At 55.1% G+C, this 17,943-nt stretch carries 16 protein-coding genes; 5 read left to right on the forward strand and 11 right to left on the reverse strand.

Features of this window, described 5'->3' with window-relative positions; all coding sequences use genetic code 11:
* Positions 1 to 143: 143 nt before the first annotated feature.
* The 6 genes from MUN79_RS09590 to MUN79_RS09615 form a co-directional block, all read right to left on the reverse strand.
* Positions 144 to 1,229 carry a chemotaxis protein CheB gene (locus MUN79_RS09590; RefSeq protein ID WP_244677456.1) on the reverse strand — a complete coding sequence of 362 codons (1,086 nt, stop codon included), beginning with the start codon at positions 1,227 to 1,229 and terminating at the stop codon, positions 144 to 146.
* A 38-nt stretch (positions 1,230 to 1,267) separates the two neighbouring features.
* Positions 1,268 to 1,570: a hypothetical protein gene (locus MUN79_RS09595; protein ID WP_244677457.1), complete on the reverse strand. Its 303-nt coding sequence runs from the start codon at positions 1,568 to 1,570 to the stop codon at positions 1,268 to 1,270.
* Between the two features lie 294 nt (positions 1,571 to 1,864).
* Positions 1,865 to 2,074 (reverse strand): response regulator transcription factor, encoded by a 210-nt coding sequence (locus MUN79_RS09600; RefSeq protein ID WP_244677458.1) that lies wholly within the window; start codon positions 2,072 to 2,074, stop codon positions 1,865 to 1,867.
* A gap of 89 nt (positions 2,075 to 2,163) precedes the next feature.
* Complete coding sequence (locus MUN79_RS09605) at positions 2,164 to 2,511, reverse strand: response regulator (RefSeq protein WP_244677459.1); 348 nt, start codon at positions 2,509 to 2,511, stop codon at positions 2,164 to 2,166.
* 2 nt (positions 2,512 to 2,513) lie between these two features.
* Positions 2,514 to 5,969, reverse strand: a complete 3,456-nt coding sequence (locus MUN79_RS09610) for a PAS domain-containing sensor histidine kinase (RefSeq protein WP_244677460.1) — start codon at positions 5,967 to 5,969, stop codon at positions 2,514 to 2,516.
* 142 nt (positions 5,970 to 6,111) lie between these two features.
* Complete coding sequence (locus MUN79_RS09615) at positions 6,112 to 6,345, reverse strand: hypothetical protein (RefSeq protein ID WP_244677461.1); 234 nt, start codon at positions 6,343 to 6,345, stop codon at positions 6,112 to 6,114.
* Between the two features lie 555 nt (positions 6,346 to 6,900).
* Between MUN79_RS09615 and MUN79_RS29975 the strand changes: the two genes are divergently transcribed.
* Both MUN79_RS29975 and MUN79_RS09620 read left to right on the forward strand, forming a co-directional pair.
* Positions 6,901 to 7,029, forward strand: coding sequence for a hypothetical protein (locus MUN79_RS29975; RefSeq protein ID WP_262923019.1), 129 nt, complete (start codon positions 6,901 to 6,903; stop codon positions 7,027 to 7,029).
* 376 nt (positions 7,030 to 7,405) lie between these two features.
* Complete coding sequence (locus MUN79_RS09620) at positions 7,406 to 7,783, forward strand: recombinase family protein (RefSeq protein ID WP_244677462.1); 378 nt, start codon at positions 7,406 to 7,408, stop codon at positions 7,781 to 7,783.
* 670 nt (positions 7,784 to 8,453) lie between these two features.
* On the opposite strand, the gene MUN79_RS09625 is transcribed toward MUN79_RS09620, so the two are convergent.
* The 4 genes from MUN79_RS09625 to MUN79_RS09640 form a co-directional block, all read right to left on the reverse strand.
* Entirely contained in the window at positions 8,454 to 9,995 is a 1,542-nt protein-coding gene (locus MUN79_RS09625) for an S-layer homology domain-containing protein (RefSeq protein ID WP_244677463.1), read from the reverse strand.
* 148 nt (positions 9,996 to 10,143) lie between these two features.
* Positions 10,144 to 10,509, reverse strand: a complete 366-nt coding sequence (locus MUN79_RS09630; RefSeq protein WP_244677464.1) for a helix-turn-helix domain-containing protein — start codon at positions 10,507 to 10,509, stop codon at positions 10,144 to 10,146.
* 190 nt (positions 10,510 to 10,699) lie between these two features.
* The gene (locus MUN79_RS09635) at positions 10,700 to 11,914 is read right to left on the reverse strand and encodes a site-specific integrase (RefSeq protein WP_244677465.1); all 1,215 of its coding nucleotides are present in this window, start codon (positions 11,912 to 11,914) and stop codon (positions 10,700 to 10,702) included.
* A gap of 652 nt (positions 11,915 to 12,566) precedes the next feature.
* Positions 12,567 to 12,920 carry a winged helix-turn-helix transcriptional regulator gene (locus MUN79_RS09640; RefSeq protein ID WP_244677466.1) on the reverse strand — a complete coding sequence of 118 codons (354 nt, stop codon included), beginning with the start codon at positions 12,918 to 12,920 and terminating at the stop codon, positions 12,567 to 12,569.
* A gap of 110 nt (positions 12,921 to 13,030) precedes the next feature.
* On the opposite strand from MUN79_RS09640, the gene MUN79_RS09645 reads away from it, so the two are divergent.
* From MUN79_RS09645 to MUN79_RS09655, 3 genes are all read left to right on the forward strand, one after another.
* Complete coding sequence (locus MUN79_RS09645; RefSeq protein WP_244677467.1) at positions 13,031 to 13,771, forward strand: SDR family oxidoreductase; 741 nt, start codon at positions 13,031 to 13,033, stop codon at positions 13,769 to 13,771.
* Between the two features lie 984 nt (positions 13,772 to 14,755).
* Positions 14,756 to 15,193, forward strand: coding sequence for a hypothetical protein (locus MUN79_RS09650; RefSeq protein ID WP_244677468.1), 438 nt, complete (start codon positions 14,756 to 14,758; stop codon positions 15,191 to 15,193).
* A 985-nt stretch (positions 15,194 to 16,178) separates the two neighbouring features.
* Positions 16,179 to 16,439 carry a KGG domain-containing protein gene (locus MUN79_RS09655; RefSeq protein WP_244677469.1) on the forward strand — a complete coding sequence of 87 codons (261 nt, stop codon included), beginning with the start codon at positions 16,179 to 16,181 and terminating at the stop codon, positions 16,437 to 16,439.
* Between the two features lie 265 nt (positions 16,440 to 16,704).
* Here the strand turns inward: MUN79_RS09655 and MUN79_RS09660 are convergent, their stop codons facing one another.
* Positions 16,705 to 17,859, reverse strand: coding sequence for an alginate lyase family protein (locus MUN79_RS09660; RefSeq protein ID WP_244677470.1), 1,155 nt, complete (start codon positions 17,857 to 17,859; stop codon positions 16,705 to 16,707).
* Between the last annotated feature and the right edge of the window lie 84 nt (positions 17,860 to 17,943).

Below are 17,943 nucleotides of genomic sequence, written 5' to 3' on the forward strand. Positions count from 1 at the left end.
AAACGGCTATGCCTCTTTCGTGCGTAGCCGCTGGAGCTGCAGATTGTAGGCTAGCCACCGTGGGGTAGCAGGTCATTGTACCAGAAGGGCAGCGGGTATCAACACGGCCCGTACGGGCGGTATGCGCGGCTTTTCTCATGAGCTTAGCGTAACTTCTTGCGTTCAAACTGCAAGTCACCGCTCAGGGCCTCGTGCTTCAGGATGGACTCGTGCACGACGCGGGCCTGCTGGCCGGTTTCATCGGCTTTGCGGTAAAACAGCTTGGCCACGGCCTGCTGCTGGTCATCGGCGAAGTGCTGCCCCAGGTTTTGGAGCAGCATCTTGGTTTCTTCCAGCCCGCGCATGGACTGGTAAAGCATACTTTCCACGGATTGGGTAACCTCACTGAGCAATGCGCTGACGGTGTAGGCGTGGCCCGTGTGGCAGCGGTAGCGGATCAGCTGGCCTTCGATGAGCTGCGTCAGCGCGCCGTGGCAATCGGGGCAGGTGAAGGGGGTGAGCTTGCCTTTGTCAATGATGCCCAGCTCGAAGCCGCCCCCTTGCTTGGCAATGGTCAGCTCGATTTTGAGCAGGTCCAGCTCCGCGGCAGACAAGCGGGTTTTTGCCGGGGCATGCTCCTGGGTGAGGCGGACGAGCAAAGTTCCCATTTGGGCCAGAGGCACCACGTAATCGGCCGCCACGAATTCCAGGGCATTGGTGGGCATTGAGGGCTGCTCGGCATCGTGGGGCTCTTGCACGAGGGCCTGTCCGCCCATGCGCTGCACCGACCACAGGCCGGAGGTGCCGTCGTCGAGGTAGCCGGTGAGTACTACCCCAATGACCCGGGGGCCGTAGGTATAGGCCGCCGAGCGGAACAGGGCGTCGATGGAGGGCCGGGACCGGTTTTCCTTGGGGCCACGTGTCACCAAGACCCGGTTGCCTTCGAGTAGCAAGTGGTGGTCGGGCCGGGCCACGTAAATGATGCCCGGCTCCACTTCCTCCCCATCCTGCGGATGCCGGGCGTGGAGGGCAGCCACCGAGTTGAGCAGTTGCGGCAGTAGGCTGGGGGAGTCCGCCGGCATATGCATTACCACGAAAATGGGTGCGGGAAAGTCGGCCGGCAGGGCTTTGACGAGCTCCATCAGCGCCGCCACCCCACCGGTGGATGCCCCAATGACGATAATGTCCCGGTATGACTTCGGCTGTTTGCTGGCAAGGGGCTGGGTCATGGTGTTTTCTGGATCAAGCACGAATACCAGCTTGATGCTAGCAGTGCAACAACATTTCTTTATCCGTTCAAATGGAACATGGTTCCCAGTTGAAGAGAATGGATGCAGCGGGATAACACCGGATGGACGTTGCACAGCCAGACACCGGTTCCGGGCCGTTGCAGCTGCAAGAGCTGCGTCACAAAATGACCGATGCCCAAGGGATGTGGCAAGGGAAGCCACCGGCAGTCGATGAGCAGCTGCGCCGGTGGCGCTAGCTGCAGGTCAGCCAATTGCTCGGCCGTTAAGGCAGCGAGGTTCACGGGTAGTACCGCGGGCACCGCGCTGGGCGCGGCGGCTGAAGGCTCAAAGAGTTTTTGCATACAACTACACGAAAGCGCTGGGTGAACTACCAAGACAGGGTGCCGCGGCAGGTAAAACCAGAAGGCGCTCTTCCGGCAGGGCTACTGGATTGAAACAAGATTCCCAGGCACTTACACAAAGGAACGGTTTTCCGGCCCTGCTCTTCTCCGCATACCTACCCGGTTTACCAAGGTAGATACCCGATTGTATCCCCGTATTTATACCGGGATACAGTCATGGTACCAGAATCGAAAGGGGTATAGGCGATACTGAGGTAATTAGCCCGGTGGACCAAGCAGCACGAAAGCGGTCCGTCAGGGCTTGAGCAAGCCCCGCTCCATGGCGTACTTGATCAGGGCGGGGGTGTTGCGGGCGCCGGTTTTTTCCAGCAGGTTCTGGCGGTGCGTCTCCACGGTGCGCCGGCTGGTGAAGAGCTGGTCGGCCATTTGCTGATTCGTGAGTCCTTCGGCCACCAACAGCAGGATTTCTCGCTCCCGATGCGTCAACGGAACCCCAGAAACCACCTCGGATTGAATTGGCTCGTGTACCAAAATCTTTTCCAGCAGGCCCAAGCCAATTTCCGAGCACAAAAACCGCTTGCCCGCCGCAACGCTTAGCAGCGCTGATACAATTTCGTGCTTATCCGCGTTTTTGAGTACGTAGCCGTGCGCCCCCGCCGCCAGCGCCTCCCGATGGTGCGCTCGTGGGTCATCATCGAGAGCAGCAGGATGCGCAGGTGCGGATACTCCTCCCGCAAGCGGTGCGTGGTAGCCAGTCCGTCAAGCACGGGCATGTTCAGGTCTAGCAGCACCACGTCGGCGTCCACCGTTGCCAACTGGTCCAGCAAGGCCTGCCCGTTGCTGGCCTCACCCACCACTTCGAATTGCGGGTCAGCCAGCAGCAGGGCCCGCAGACCGTCGCGGATAAGGGTGTGGTCGTCCACGAGGAAAATGCGAATCATGGCTAGGAGAATAAGGGTAGGGGAATGCGCAAGCGAATGTGGGTACCGAACTCGGGCGAAGAGTCGATGGCCACGGTACCTCCCAGCAGGGCCACCGCATCACGGACAGTGCGCAGGCCCAGGCCTTCGGCAGCCTCCTGCGCATCGAACCCGTGGCCGTTGTCCTCAGCCCGCAGGCTGACCCCGTTGGGCAAGATTTCCAGCTCCAGCGTGGCCTGCGAGGCCCCGGCGTGCCGGACGATATTGTGCACCAGCTCCTGGGCGAGGCGAAACAAAGTCACCTGAATCGGCTGGGGAAGGTGTTGCGGCTCCCCCCAGATATGACACTCAACGCGCAGCTGCGGCGTGGATAAATCCCGGCAGACGTCGCGCACCGCCGCGGCCAGGCCGTACTCGACGAGCGACGTCGGTACCAGCTCGTGCGCCAGCGTACGGGTTTGCTGCATGGCGTCGGCCAGCAGGCGGGCGGTTTGTTGATGCAGGCTGGCCAGGGCCGGCAGGGCCAGCAGCGTGGGCGTACCCAGCTGGTCGAGGTGCAGCTTGGTGGCGTACAGTACCTGGCCTAGACCGTTGTGCAGCACCTCGGCTAAGCGCTGCCGCTCGTTTTCCTGCGCCTGCAGAATGGCCAGCAGCAGCTCTTTGTGCTGGTCCAGTTTGAGGGCTAGGTTCTCGGCTTCCAGCCGTTGCACGTCACTCACGTCCAGGCACACGCCCAGTACCCGCTCCGGCGCTCCCGGCGCAGCGGGAAGCAGGACGGCTTTAAAACGCACGGTTTTCACCTCGTCGCCCACGCGCAGCCGCAGCAGCGTGTCGAAGCTGCTGGTGCCGGCCGTAAGGATGCGAATTAAGTGCCCGGCTGTGGTCCGGTCGTCGTCTACCACGGCATCGAGAAAGTGTTGGAGGCGGACAGGACTGCCCACGGGACGGTCCAGAAGGCGGTAGAGGCCGTCGGACCACATCAGCTGCTGCGTACCCAGGTCATAATCCCAGCTGCCCATGCCGGCCACCGCTTCCGACTCCTGCAGCAGAGTATAGCTCTTGATCTGGGCCTGTTCGAGCAGCTTGCGGGCCGTGATGTCTTCAGCCGTATAAAGCAGGCCGTCCCCTAGCTTGACTCCCACCAATCGAAACCAGTGGTTGTAGCCTTCGTGGTCGTAATAGACCTCGAAGTCTGCCCGCCGGCCGGTTTCGACCACAGCTACGAATCGCTCCAAAATCACCGTATGGTAGGACCCCGGGTGCAACTCGCCGTGGCGCTGCCCAATCAGGGACTGGCCAGGGTAGCGTGCCTGGGTGACGGCATTGACCAGCACGTACTCGAAATCCACGAGCAAGCCCTGCCCGTCGCGCACGGCCCGCAGCAGCGTGACGGCGGTGGTAGTCGAATCGAATACCGATTGCAGCCGAGCCTGGCTTTCCACCAGGGCCCGGGTGCGCTCCAGTACTTGCCGCTCCAGGTCGGCGTTGAAGGCGAGCAGTTGCTGTTGGGCCTGCTTGCGTGCGGTTACGTCGCTGGCGGCGCCTAGCCAGCCGGTAAGGGTATTCTGTTCGTCGAGCACGGGAATGGCCCGCGAATGAGTCCAGCCTACCGTACCATCGGCTCGTAACACGCGGTGCTCCAGCTCGAACGGAATTTTTCGGCTAATGGCCTCGGCAATAGCCGCCTGCACCCGGGGCTGATCCGTGGTGGGAATGTACTCTTCCGTCCAGGTAGGCGTCGGGCTTAGGGCATCGGCCAGGAAGTCTTTGCCGATCAGGTGCTCCATGTGGGTCCAGTTGGGGCTCATCCGGTACACGGTATCCGACGTGGCGGTGACAAGCAGGCGGAACTGCTCCTCCGACCGCCGCAGGGCTTCGGCCGCTTCGTGGTGGGCCGTTACGTCGAGCAGCACGCTGCTGACGCGCATGGGTTTGTTGCGCTGCCACTCCACTACGCGGCCCACTTCCGAAAGCCAGCGGACCACGCCATCGTTGTGGCGCACGATGCGGTACGTCGCCTGAAATTCGCCCCGCGTCTCTACCTGGTGGTGGATGGAGGCCCACATCGCCCGGTCATCGGGGTGGGTAAGCGCCATGGCCTGGGCCAATGGCAGCACTTCCTGGCTAGGGTCCAGACCCAGCATAAGGAACCGTTCGTCATTGCCGCGCATGAGGTGCTGCCGGTAGTCCCAGGAGCAAATGCCCAGATGAGCTAACTCTACCGCCTGCCGCAACCGGTCATCCGATTCGCGAAGGGCTTGTTCCGTTTGCTTGCGGGCAGTAATATCGGTGAAAAGTACCGCCACGTGCCGGTCGGGAAGCGTGCCGATGGGGAAGGCATTGATGTCGAACCAGCGACTCATCGATTCCACATTTGCCTCGAAGCGGCTTGGCTCACCACTGCGGGATACCCTGCTGTACACGTCGGCCCACAGGGGCTCGATGGTGGGCACCAACTCGCGAATGGTTTTGCCCTGGGCTTTGTACAAGCCGGTGTGCTTCTCAAAGGCAGGATTGACGTCGAGAAAACGATAATCAATTGCCTGCTGCGCTTCATCGAAGAGCACTTCCAGCACGCAGAAACCCTCGTCCATCGTGTTGTAGAGCGTGGCGTAGCTCTCGGCGGCGCGCTGGGCTAGCTCGTCTTTCACCCGCAGCAATTCCTGAGCCGCCTGCTGGCGCTCGGTAATGTCCTGCACCAGGCCCAGCAGCTTCACCGGCTGGCCCAGCTCATTGCACTCCACCCGGCCATGCGCTTCTAACAGGCGCAGCTGGCCATCGGGGCGGTAGATGCGGCGCTGGTAGGAGTAAGGTCGGCGGTCGGCTACGGCCCGGGCCAGCACCTGCTCGACTAATACAATATCTTCGGTGTGGGAGCGGGCGTCAAGTAGTGCCGAGGTGGGCGTAAAGGCGCCGGGCTCCTCACCCAACAGCCGAAACAGGCCATCGGAAAAATACAGGTGACCCGTGGCCAGCTCCAGCTCGTAGCTACCGATGTTAGCCACGGCCTCGGTGCGCCGCAGCAGGGTGTCGCTGGCCGTTTGCTGGGCTTGGTGCAGGTGTTCACCGTGCTTTTGCGCCGTAATATCCTGCCAGTATACCACCCAATTGTCGGCGTGGCGGGCACTGGCCATCGTAACCCATTGCTGGCAGTGGGGCAAAAAAAACTCTCGGAAGGGCCGCTGGTCGCTGCTGGTCACCTGCTGCAAGGCCTGTTGGAGGTCGGCGGGCAGCAGCCCTTTCCCAAGCCCTTGTTCCAGGGGCTGGCCCTGCAGATCCTGTTGCGGTGCGCCCCACCAGGTAGCGGCCTGCTGGTTGAGGCGCATCACCGTGCCCTGGGCGCTGAGCACCACCACGCCCCAGGGCAAGTGCTGGAGTAAAGATTCCGCATCGGTCGCACTCTCCGAGGCATCCCCAATAGGGAAGGGGGAAGCAAGCCGGTTCATTGGCTCGGGCAGAGTGGGTTTCTTCTTACGCATGCACGTCGTTGGCAACAAAGGCCTGTGAGAGCCGACCTAACTGGCTATTACCGTACACGTACGCAAAATATCGTTCTTTGAATAGAAGCGTGCAAAGGCCAGCGGTAGTCCAGGCCAGTCTGCGGATTCGGGGGCTGTGCCGTCAGGTACCTGGGTTCAGTCTCTGGCGCATTTCCAGCCAGCTCAATTCGCCAGCCACATACCGGGCGTACAGTTGCTGGGCGGCCGGCGTGGCGTTGGTTTTCAAGCGGGGCATCACCGTCTGCATCATGTGCAAGACAAACGCCCGTTGTGCGGCAGTTTGCGCTGTAGGGCCAAAGCGGGAGTCGTGCATCATACCAGGACCAAAAGAAAGCGCATCGATACGCTTTGCCAAAGGTCCGGCTGGGAAAAACGCAATGCATTACGGCCTCTACCGGAAAGATGCTGCGGAGTTTACGTAGATGTGGGGGTATCCCTGTTCACGCACGCATTGGCAACAACCTAGGTAGCTGTCTATCGGGATTGAGTGTCGTTGCCCCGCAACTACCCCACTGGCACCGGTGATCAGAAGACCAGCAGCACGCATATCGCTGAAGCACGTCTTGAAAAGTGAAGCCTTCCCAGAGAGTCTTTTCGTTCCTAATAACGAGAAAAAGCGAAGCTTACTTTTCCGCTCTGAAAAGAATTACGGTTGCCAAAGAAACGTTTTCAACCGGCCCGGCTGTTGTACAAGGGCAATTTATTCTAAGCTGAGTGCAATCATAGAGCAGGTTGTACCTCCGTTTCTCACCAACTATTACCTAATGTCACGCGTTCTTTCCCTGTTACTCCTACTGGGCTGCTTTGGTGTGCCCGTTTATGGACAGACCTCCTATTTACACGGCCAGGCTCCCCCAGCTATCTGCAGTTTGCTTATGAGGCCACCATAGCGACCCATCCGTTGATTCGGGTGGCGCACCTTAACGAAGCCGAGTACCTACGGCTGCGCGCTGCTCAGGAGCACCTGTTCACCCGGCGTGACCACGTGCTGCACACCTACGCTCCTGATAGTCCGCAGCGGGAACCGCAGCTGTACTAGGTACAACTTCAGTTTGAGTTGGGGCGCCAACGCGTGCTGACGCCCTCACAGCTGAGCCTGCTGCCCGATCAGCAGCGTGACCTGCTCCCCCGCCGGAAGGCAATGGGTTAGGCTGGCAGCCGCGCGACCCCGACAGTGATGCGCTTGCCGAGCCTGTGGCTGCCCACCTGGCGACACTCGCGATGGGTGAACCCACTTCGCTTACTGAGAAGTAGGATTGTTCGCAGGGCATGACACCACGTAACTAGCCCTACACCGTGTAGTCGGTCAAAAAACGTATTGGGTCAACTTGTTGCAGAAGGGCAGGTGAACTTTCGTAGTCACACCCTGACCGGAGCTAGACCGGCTGGGTCCCTCACTTAAGCACCTGCTGGACATGGTGGCCGAACTGGAGTTCAAAGGCGTGGGCCTGATTTCGCTCACGGATGCCATTAACACGACCTCGGCCCAGGGCCGGCTCGTATTTAACCTGCTTGCCTCGCTGGCCGAATTTGAGCAGGAGCTAATTTGGGAACGGACCTACGCCAGCTTGGCCGCCGCCTGGGCACGGGCCCCATCTCTGGTCGTCGGTGGGGGCTCTCATAAAAAGCCGAGCGCACGGCCATCGTTGCCGAGGCCCTATACAAAGAGCAGCAACTGGGCGTCAACGAGGTTGCCCAGCGCCTACGCATTTCCAAGGTTACGCTTTACAAATACCTGCGCCACTGCCGTGTCGTCATTGACAGCCACCAAAAAGTCGCTGCCAGCAAGTTGACTGATTAGTTTGTAAGCACCCCTTCGGTCAAATTCCTTAACGCGCTTTTTTCGTTTTCTGAGATGCCCCCTAATAAATGTAAATGAAATGAGGGAGCAAGAGTAATGGCCCAATACTACCTTGGGTTCTTCCTATATGTTCATCCAAGCGGCCCAGGTGCGCTAGCTTGCGGAGCAAAATTTGATGAAATTTTTTCAGAAAGTCCCCCTAGTGTTGACCAGCTGATAAACACCAGGGGAATGAAGGCAAATAGAAACGTAATTGTCAGACCGGGTGGGTCTACTTTCTGCTTTCCCCTTACGAGACAGCTCGTCAAGGTATTTCTGGGTTTTCCGAGAATAAAATGTTTATAATCAATGGATTAACCTCTGCATATGTATTCGGTCTTACAGAGAGTAGCAGTTTGAAAAAAAACAGAGCTGCGCGCACACTCGGAACAGCTACAATCCGAAAATCCAGTAGTGTAAAGGGATAATACCTTGACTCCTTTTTTGCACTCATAAGATGTCATATCAGCGCGTATTGACACTTTTTACTTGTTTCGGTAATTGTCAATACAATCTTCATTCTAGGGGTCCTGTTTCTCGATTTTCAGGTACATAACAAGATAAAATAATGGCTAAAACGAGTCAACTTGGTCACCAAGCAATGAAACACTCATTCCGATCCATTATACCACTTCACTGGCACAGGAAGTCCATGCGACCGGCTTCTTCAAAGCAGTTCGTAGCTTCGGCTTACTTAACTCCGTAACTGGACAATGTGCTGCCTTTCGCATCTCCTCTAAAATAGCCCAGGCTGTAGCCGCCTGCCAGTATTCCCGCTTAACCGTTGGCGCTAAGCCAACGAGCCTCTCAAGCTCTTTTTTCATGATGGTTTCCACCCGTTCCGCATAAGGAAGGGTCGTAACGATACTATCGTGGATAGTAAGCAGTGGTGCATTAGGATGCTTTTTTGCAATAAGCCCACAGATTCTTCTCAGAACAATGTGGGATTCGAGCATCTGGAGCAGGCGGGGCAACATAGTGTTGTCCTTCTCTTTAAGCATTATAAAAATTTGAGAAACCGACGGGAATAGGGTTTCAAACAGTTTTTTCCGATCAGAGGTGTACCTGTTTTTGGCAAACAGAACTTCAAATACAGTTTCCTTTACTTGCCTCCTTCCGCAGTTGGCTACCCCTAGTTGGGCTCTGAACTTGTCCTGCAAGTACTGGTACAAGAGTCCCTTGGAGGTGAGGTTGTTGAAGGTCTTAATGTCTTGTGCATCAGGGTCAAAGCCTGTATTTTGTAGAATAAGGTAAGGATGGGTTAATTGGTGGGTTTCCCTCTCTTGTTTTATTTGTACTCCTTCTACTTCAAAAAAAAGGCGTGGGAGCACTTGGTCTGGCTTGCTATAAAAACCTGGGCGTAGGAGCAGGGTTGCCAGATAGGGCTGGCTGTTCGCAATATCCAGTGATACTAATTCCTCTCCATCATATTTGAGGAAGTGACGTAGGCCGCTGTGCATGTTGGTCAGGGGGCTATGAAGCCGGTGCACCTTATCATCTATAACCACGTCCCATATCTGGTGCTCTAGGCGCCCGATACTGTATTCCGCGTGGTTATATTGTTCGATTGGGTCAACGTAGGCGTCAGCGCGTTGATAGGCCGAGTTGATGCGTTTTTTTACTTTACGCAATTCGGGGCGCAACTGCAGCAAGTTTAGGCGTTCTTGATTCCACTGCCGGGCGGCGTCTGCGTCTATCTGTAACCGGCCATCAGCCTCTAGGTATTTCAACAAGTGCTTATAATCACGGCCCCGAAGGCTGCGCCACTCTCTGCTGCGGAGGGCACTCATACGCCTTTTAAACGCTTTAGTAGTCACCTCGACAAAGCGGATTGGCTGCTGGCGATACGCTTCTGTGAATCGATATTTCCTGCTTTTGCCTGGCAGCTCAGCAGTGCCCGGTTGAAACGTTCCGTTCTTGTAGACTTCAATTACTCCTGCTCTTTTGAGGTAAGCCAAGTAGGCATTATAGTGTGAAACTACTCGTTGGAGGGAGTGAGCAGTCATAGGCACAAACCCATCGATTATCTGTTCTGCGTTTTTTTTGTTTCGCAGAGGGGCAGCGGTGAGAAAGTCTAGAATGTAGATGAGGTGGTCAACATTAAATGTGGCGACCTGATCGATTTCATACGGATGGAACTGCTCCAAAAGAGCCTGTACATCCAAGTTCTTGGGTATTGTCAGCATTGCTGAGAACCACGGATAGTGTGGTCGAAGCACTACCACTACGTGGGATTTAACTTTTTGCGGCGTATCTCACCGAAAGGTGCTTTTCTGAAAATAAATCTTCAAAAAGGCACCTCTCGGTGATGGCCTAGACGGCGCTCTTCTGAAACTGGCGACGAGCGTGCTTACGTGTACCGTCAGGACGTACCTGCTGCTTAAGAGCAGCATTAAGCTCAGCTTTGCTGTAGTACGTCGTGCCCTTCTCTTCAAGTTTGAAACGAGAGATAGTGCCCTTCTTAGACCACCGATGAATGGTTTGCGGGACAACATCAAAGAATAGGGCAGCTTCTTTAACTGTCAACCACTCATTAGGAGGTTGAGTAACAGTATACTGCTGGGTAAGTGAGTCCAGCCGAACTGCAAGTTTTTCCTCGACGATTTGCTCGATAAGAGGAGAGAGGGCCTGAATGAGGCCGGATAGCATGCTAGCGCCGCTCTGGGAGGGAGCAAACATGCCGTCACGAGTCTTAAGGACGTCGTGATGGAGGTAAGGTAGGGAAGTCATTGGCCCCTTAGGGCAACAAATTTGTGCGAGCACCTTTTGTACTCTCTCTTACAAAATTAAAGGCGAGAGCATTACTTCCAAAAAAAAGCCTCTGAAGGTCTGATTTTCGCCGCTAATGGTCTGAATAGCAGCTGAAAAATTATTGACCATAAGCCGCGGCGAATGCATCAGCGGCTGACTCATCAGTAACGTTTACATAACGCTTAAACGCCGCCCAGGTACGGTGGCCACTCACTTTCATCACCCGGCTCATCTCAATACCGTCTTCCAGAGCAAGGGTTACAAAAGTGCGTCGTGCAGTGTGGGTAGTGACGAAAGCGTACTTAGGGGCTCGTTCTGCCAAGCGTTTTCCGCCGCTGTATCGCACGCGTTCTACTTCGCGGTCAATACCGGCCAGCTGGGCTAACTCTTTCACGTACTGGTTAAGCTTTGGATTGCTGATTGGACGAACGTGCCCAGCTTGAACGCGAGCGACAATACGACGGGCCTCGGGTCTTAAAGGGATGATTTGGTCCTCAGCAGTTTTCTGGGTGGTGATTCGTAATGAGGTTTCGAAGATGTGCTCTGGCCGCAAGGTGCTGATGTCGGAATAGCGCAGGCCAGTGTAGCACCCGAGCAAGAAGAGAGCACGGGCATTGTCTAGGTAAGAGCCATCGGGGAGGTTCAGGTCGGCAATAGCACGGAGCTCGTGAGCCGTAAGGGTCAAAATAGACGGTTCACGGCGGCGCCAGGTGAACCGTTTAAAAGCCGTATTAGTGTGTAAGCCACGATCTTGGGCATAGCCCAAAAAGTTCTTTAGTGTCGCTAGGTTCTTGTGTATAGCTGAGTCTGCTAACTCCCGTTGGTCCATTAGGTACGAGGTGAACTTGTCAGCAAAGCCCAAGTTGAAGTAGTCAAAGTCAATAGGGTGCTTCGTGTACTGACCAAACTCGCGCAAGTGGCGTAGCGCGGTTCGGTAGACTTTGATAGTGTTTGGGCGCTTGCTACGGCTGCAGTAGTCTATCCAGTCAGCAAAGGCATGGAGAGCATCTGCTTTCTCGGGAACTGCGCTGACCTCTTTAGGTTCTATTGCGGCTCGTAAGGCTTGTGCGTCGGGTACTAGGCCCTTAGCACGCTGATCGGCATAGAACTCCAGTAGCTGCTCACGGAACAGGTCAAGCGTATCGTTGAGCACCTGATTGGCATTACCCTGCCTATAAGTCTTAGCGCGCTGCTCTCCCGTATCCCACTTTACTGGTAGAATCTTAAGGTCAGTATAGACCTTGGTCCGTTTCCCGTTCGCGGTGAACAGGATAAAAATGGAAGTAGGCTTGTCGCCCTGGGGGCGCTTTAGGTGGAAGCTGAGGCTGGCCATTTAGATCGTAAACTGATGTAGTAAGCAAAGCTAGTACATTTGATCTGGGGTACAAATAGGGGTACAGAACTTGCATCAAATTGTTACTGAATGCCACTCCATAGCAGATTATAGCCCCTCATTAACCCATTTGGAGGTATTCTCCTGTCACATTCAATCGCATATAGATACAAGGTTCGACTCCCTGCAGCTCCACAGAAAAGCCCTTCTCGGCAACGAGAAGGGCTTTTTTTGTTTACTGCCAATAGATCGAAGTAAAAAGTCTAGTCATCTGGTGCTTACCCAAATTTTCTAAAGTGTTCTGGCTTATGGCCAGAACACTTTTTTACTATTGCTGGCGTCCTCTTAGTAAACGTAAACCACCCTTAAACTGAATTTCTTTTGGTTTGAATCGAAAGCATGTATGCTTTCTCACTCGTGCGTTTTAAAACCCTGTCGGCCCATTCAGAAGGCGTACCGCTGGTAATTCTTCGGCCGTGATAATTTCCTACGAGCCCAGTCATGGGGCTACTTCCCACACTGGAGCCCCCAACCGGCTATGCCAGGCGCAGCCGGCTCGCAACTCCTCGCTAAACCCGCAAGCCACCGCTCGGAAGCGGCGACTGTTGGAGCCCTCTCTATCAGTCGGCCATAGACGCTCCTAGCTGACGCGTTACGTACCCACTATTTGTTTGTGATGTATCACTCCCCAATCCGCTAACCCTTCGATCAGGGGTTGTAGCGTTTTGCCATGTTCGGTAAGCTCGTAGTGAACCGTTACGGGCTGCGTATTTAACACGCTACGCTTGATCACCTGGTTGATTTCCAACTCCTTTAATTCTTTGCTCAACATTCGATTGGAAATCCCAACGACATCATTCAGGATATCGGAAAACCGACGCTTCGTGAAACAGCACAGCGAGGCAATAATGGCAATTTTCCATTTCCCATTCAGCACATCCATTGCGTCCTGAACCGTTCGCATCAGGTGCTTACGTCTTGTCTGAAAGTCTTCGTGTGGGGACATGGTCATGTTACTTGGTTACACCGATGTTACTGTTCTTTTTAGTTACAAAGTTACTAAACAGAACAAGGGTAGTCTACCTTTGACCCGTCAACTAACCAAACTTTATTACCATGCATCTGACAGGAAAAAACGCCATTATTTGCGGAGGCACTACCGGTATTGGATTTGCGGCCGCCCAGGCCTTTCTCACGGCCGGGGCTACGGTTTGGATAACCGGCCGAGGGGAAGAAAACCTGCAGGCCGCAGCGGCCAAACTCAACAATCCTAACGTAAGAACCGTGGTGGCCGACACCTCCGGTCTGGCCGGTATCGCCGCGTTGGAACAAGCCGTGAAGGAAAATGGCGCAGCTATCCATGTGCTGCTGTTAAATTCCGCCATCGTGGGCATTCAGTCGATTGCGCAGACCACGGAAGCGGAGTTTGATGCCCAATTCAATACCAACGTGAAAGGCCATTACTTCACGTTGCAGAAGCTGCTGCCGTATCTGGCGGATGGGGCATCGGTATTGTTCACCTCTTCGGCGTCCGCAACGGCCGCCACCCTGAACACGAGCGTGTACGCGGCGACCAAAGCCGCCTTAAACAAAATCGCGCAGGTTGCTGCGAATGAACTGGCGGGAAGAAAAATCCGCGTAAATGTGGTTAGCCCAGGACCGGTTGCGACGGAATTAGTGCTAGCTGCACCGGAAGAAGTGTTGACCCATTTTGCCTCCTCGACGGCCTTGCAACGATTAGGTCAGCCAGAGGAACTGGCCAACGCCTTCTTATTCTTGGCTTCCGATGAGGCCAGCTTTGTCACCGGCACGGAGCTATTGGTAGACGGCGGCTGGACTAATTATGCGTACAAATAAGAGCTCCTTTTCCTGAACTACTGCCCACGCATGTCTACAGGCATGGCAAAGTGGTCTTACGGACCGGATTGAGCTCAAGAAACAGGTTTACCTTTCGAAGTTCCCGGAACTCAGAAGCACTTTCCCCACGGGTGCCAGCTGAAAAGGATGGTAAACCCGATGCTACTTGATAGCAGAGCCAGCAGTTATTGTATTGCCCGATATAGATTCTATAAGTCCACGGCGAGTTCGTCGACCAAGTGCGTTTTGCCGCCTTCCCGCACCTGCTTGTTGGTATCGTCGAAAATGCTCACGTCGAGCTTTACTTTGCCCTTCTGTCTACTTATCCTGCTCGTGTTTACTAGTAAGAATTTCCTCGGCCGCCTGTTTGTAGGTATGCTGATGCTGATACCAGGCTTATCCTTCTGCTACTTTATAAACACCGGGTAACGGATGAACTCAACCTGCTGTACTGTGCTATGTAGTTGCTGTCCGTGGCTATCTATTTTCTGGGACTCTGGATAAATACTCAGAGCCAAACTATTATCAATAGGCTGAATGTAACGGGCAGTATTTCGTATGGTTTGTACTTGGTTCATTACCCTATAATGTTCCTCTTTAAGCGGATTCCAGCCTAGCAGGGAACAGCCCTAACCTACTCGGCTCGATACCTGCTGTACTGGCTATAGTTGTTGCGACTGCTTATTTCCTAGAGAAGAAGTACCAGCCATTGGCTAGAACAAAACTGAGTGGATAATTACTTAAAAAAACCCGCCTTACAGCACTGTAGGGTGGGTTTTAAATTTATAGGGTTTACTACTTCTACTTGTGTTAAAAGATAGCAGCACTGCAAAGAATTCTAGCGGCTGCAGCGCATAGAAAGCAACTCGGCAGGCTTGCCTTTCGCTGTTTCTAACCTGCTGAAGGTTTAACCAGTATAGTTCATAACCTCTAGCGAAATAGGGTTTACCTTTGACCCCCTCACGCCCTGCCCGTCCCAGTTGTATGCTTCTGCTTGCCCAATATCCCTTCCTTAATCTTTACCTGCACGAAGGCCCCTCAAAGGCGTTGGAAGCTCAATGGCAGGGCTTCGTTACGAGTTCGGTATTTCGGCAGGCAGTGGCCGAAGCGCTGGATTGGGCCCGGGAGCACCGTATTACCGGCTGGGTAGCTGATGACCGCCTGCTCGGCCCCGTGCGTCCGGCTGATATGGAGTGGATTGCTTCGGAAATAATGCCGGAGCTGGTCCGCGTTGGCCTCCGGCGCTTGGCCCGAATTGAGGCGGAAGATCCGCTGAATCAGTTGCTGATCAAGCAAATGCACAGCGCGGCATACGAGTTGGCTCCTTTCGAGCAGCGTCTGTTTACCGACGTAGCCCAGGCCCGGGCATGGGCCAGCGGTACCGACACCGAAGTAGCAACTGGTAAGACAACGACCCACTAAGACCCTGTTGCCGGACGTGGTGTTGGAGGCTTACTAAGCAAGACTTTATAACTTCTGCTAAATCAGTTTTACAAGGTCGGCTGTTCGCGCAAACGGTCGGGTAGTAGACATTCCCGGCTTTGCTTTCGGCGTTATCCGGTAGCACGCCTTTCAGACTACACACAACCGTATTTTTTTGCGCAGCTTGGCTCTGGTAAAGAGCATAAAATCACGCCTCTACTAGGTTCTTCTCTAGCGGAAAAGAATCTGAAAGCTAGGCCTGATCTTGCTCGCGCAGATAGGCCAACATGTGGCCAACGGTCATCTGCTGCTTTGCTACCCGTTGTAAAAGGCTGCGTTCGTAGGGCAGGAGGTCCTGGCCCGCGTCGTGAGTAAGTAGTAAGGCGTCGAGAGAGAGTTGATAGCTCCCTTGTTCGGTCAGTACCAGGCCAGGGTGCTGACTTAGCCATAAAACTAGGAGGAAGTGCATATGCAAAGGTCCATAGACCCTAGTGCAGCAGCAAGCTCAGCGGATTGCGTAACGCAGTAATCGAAGGCTAAATTAGGTGAACAACCTCAATGAGGCGACCAACGGGCAATTTGACAGTCCGTATAAATACCAGCAACCCTCGGTAAGTGCGGATATTGGGAAACCGATACGGGTTTACCCTTGAGGACCGGCTTACAGCGGCCATAAGCTACTCTATAAGCAGTTAGCAAGGCCTACTCGACAGAAGCGTGAATACGCTGTCCGTACCTGTTACCAAGCAGCAGCCAAATTAGCCTTGGTCAATATCGTTTAATACGGAAGGTGCGGGTTGTTAATACGTATTAGCTGAGCAGTAGCCTAGCTCATCCGTACTTATTTGTATTGTCGAGATAAACCCGCAGAGGTGCTCGTTAAAAAGCGTGATTTACGAGGTATAACTTGGTATTTGCTCGTTGAAGATCGTCCAAGGTACTGTGTGTGGCCGTTAGAGCCCTCAGAAGCCCTAACCAGGGTTACATGGCTCACTTGTCTCACATCACCAACGCTACTGTTATGCCCACTACCCGCACGACCAAAAAAGCCTCCGAAACTCCTGCCAAGCGTCCTCGCGGCTTTGCCGCAATGGATCCGGAAACGCAGCGCCGAATTGCCAGCGAAGGCGGTAAGGCCTCGCACGAGAGTGGCCGCGGCCACCGCTTCACCTCCGAAGAAGCCCGGGCCGCGGGTCGTAAAGGTGGCCAAGCCAGCCGGAGCCGCGACGTGCGGACAGGTGCCTAAAATTCTACTCTTTGCTTCGGTAGCCTAGACAAGGCACTCCTTGCTTCGTCACTTTTGTCAAACCTCCTGTACTGTGTGCAGGAGGTTTGTTACTTTTATTATACGCTGTGTGACTTAAAGGTAAAGGCCAGTTCTACGCACAGAACTGCGGTACCTGAGAAATCAGTAGCATCCCAGGCAAAAGCAGACACTCGTTGGCTTGGCTATAATGCAGAAAAAGGCTGCCCCAAAAGGGCAGCCTTTTCTGTACCAAACCAATTAATATTTACCGCCCGATGCTGCGGTGGGTGAAGGAGGTAAAGCCCAGGAAGGTTTTGTCGCCGGGCACGCCGTAGGGGTCTTGCCGGTCGCGCAGGGAGGCCAGCTTGCTGGTGCCGTAGTAGTTGTAGGCCGTTTCGATGCCGGGGAAAATCTGGGTGCCGCTGCAGTTGCGGGTGTAGTTGCCGGCCGCGGCGTCTTCATATTTATTCCAGCCGTTCTTGATTTGCTGTCCGTTGGCCTCGTAAATGGCTGCGTTGCCCTGGATGCGGGCCGTTTCGGCGGCGTAAGTCAGGGCCGTGAGCGTGTACTGCGGGTGAATACAGTCTCGGTCGCGCTGCTCCTTCACCGCGCCATCGGAATAGAAGAGCTGGGGCAGAATCTGAAACAGATAGTCGTAGCCCGAGTCGTAGACGGCGGTGCTGTTGAACCACACGCCCAGGGCCATTTTGGCGTAGGCGTAGGAGGCCTGCCAGTTGTTGATGTCGTTGATGGCGCCCGGTACGTTGTTGACGTAGTTGTTCTTGAGGTTATTCAGGAAATCCGAAAACTTGCTCACGTCCGTGGCCGACCAGGCCGCGCCGGTGCCGTTTACTTGGTAGTAGCGGATAATTTCGCCGGCCGCGACGAACGTTGGGGCCACCCAGGCGGCTTCCAGGTAGGTCTGCCGGAACTCGGTAGGGCTGCCGTCGGGCTTGGGCGAGGTGCTGTAGCGCTGAAAGTTGTAGGCGTAGCCGTTCAGAATCTGCTTGGCCTGGTTGGCGTAAGTCGCGTTGCCGGTTTTCACCCAGCGCAGGGCACAGGCGTAGGCCAGAATTGCGTCGCGCCGGATCTGGTCTTCGGTGGGACTGCCTCCGCTGCCCACTACGTACACCACGCTGGGAAAAGAGGTGGGCACAGCGTACTGATTCATGTAATCCACCACCTTATTGTAGCCGGCCGTGCGGGTGGCGTCGCCGGCGTTGGCCTGGGCGGCTACCAGGTCCAGGCTGGCTTTGCTGTTGACCACGCCGGGGTGGCGGAAAGTAGTGATGGTGGAGTCGGCGGCGGCTTCAGCGGTGTCGGGAGCAGCAGCTTCTTTTTCCTGGCAGCCGGACGCAACGGCGAATGCCAGGGCCAGGCCGAGCTGGGCCAGGCCCGCGCGGAATGAGGGGTACTTCATGGGTTTTGGTGGGGTTAAGGATGGGGAACAAAAGCGCAAAAACCTAGTAGCTACTTAGGAGCCGGAAAATGAGAGGTTTTAGCG

Origin of the sequence: Hymenobacter cellulosilyticus, from assembly GCF_022919215.1 — a bacterium.
Lineage (GTDB): Bacteria > Bacteroidota > Bacteroidia > Cytophagales > Hymenobacteraceae > Hymenobacter > Hymenobacter cellulosilyticus.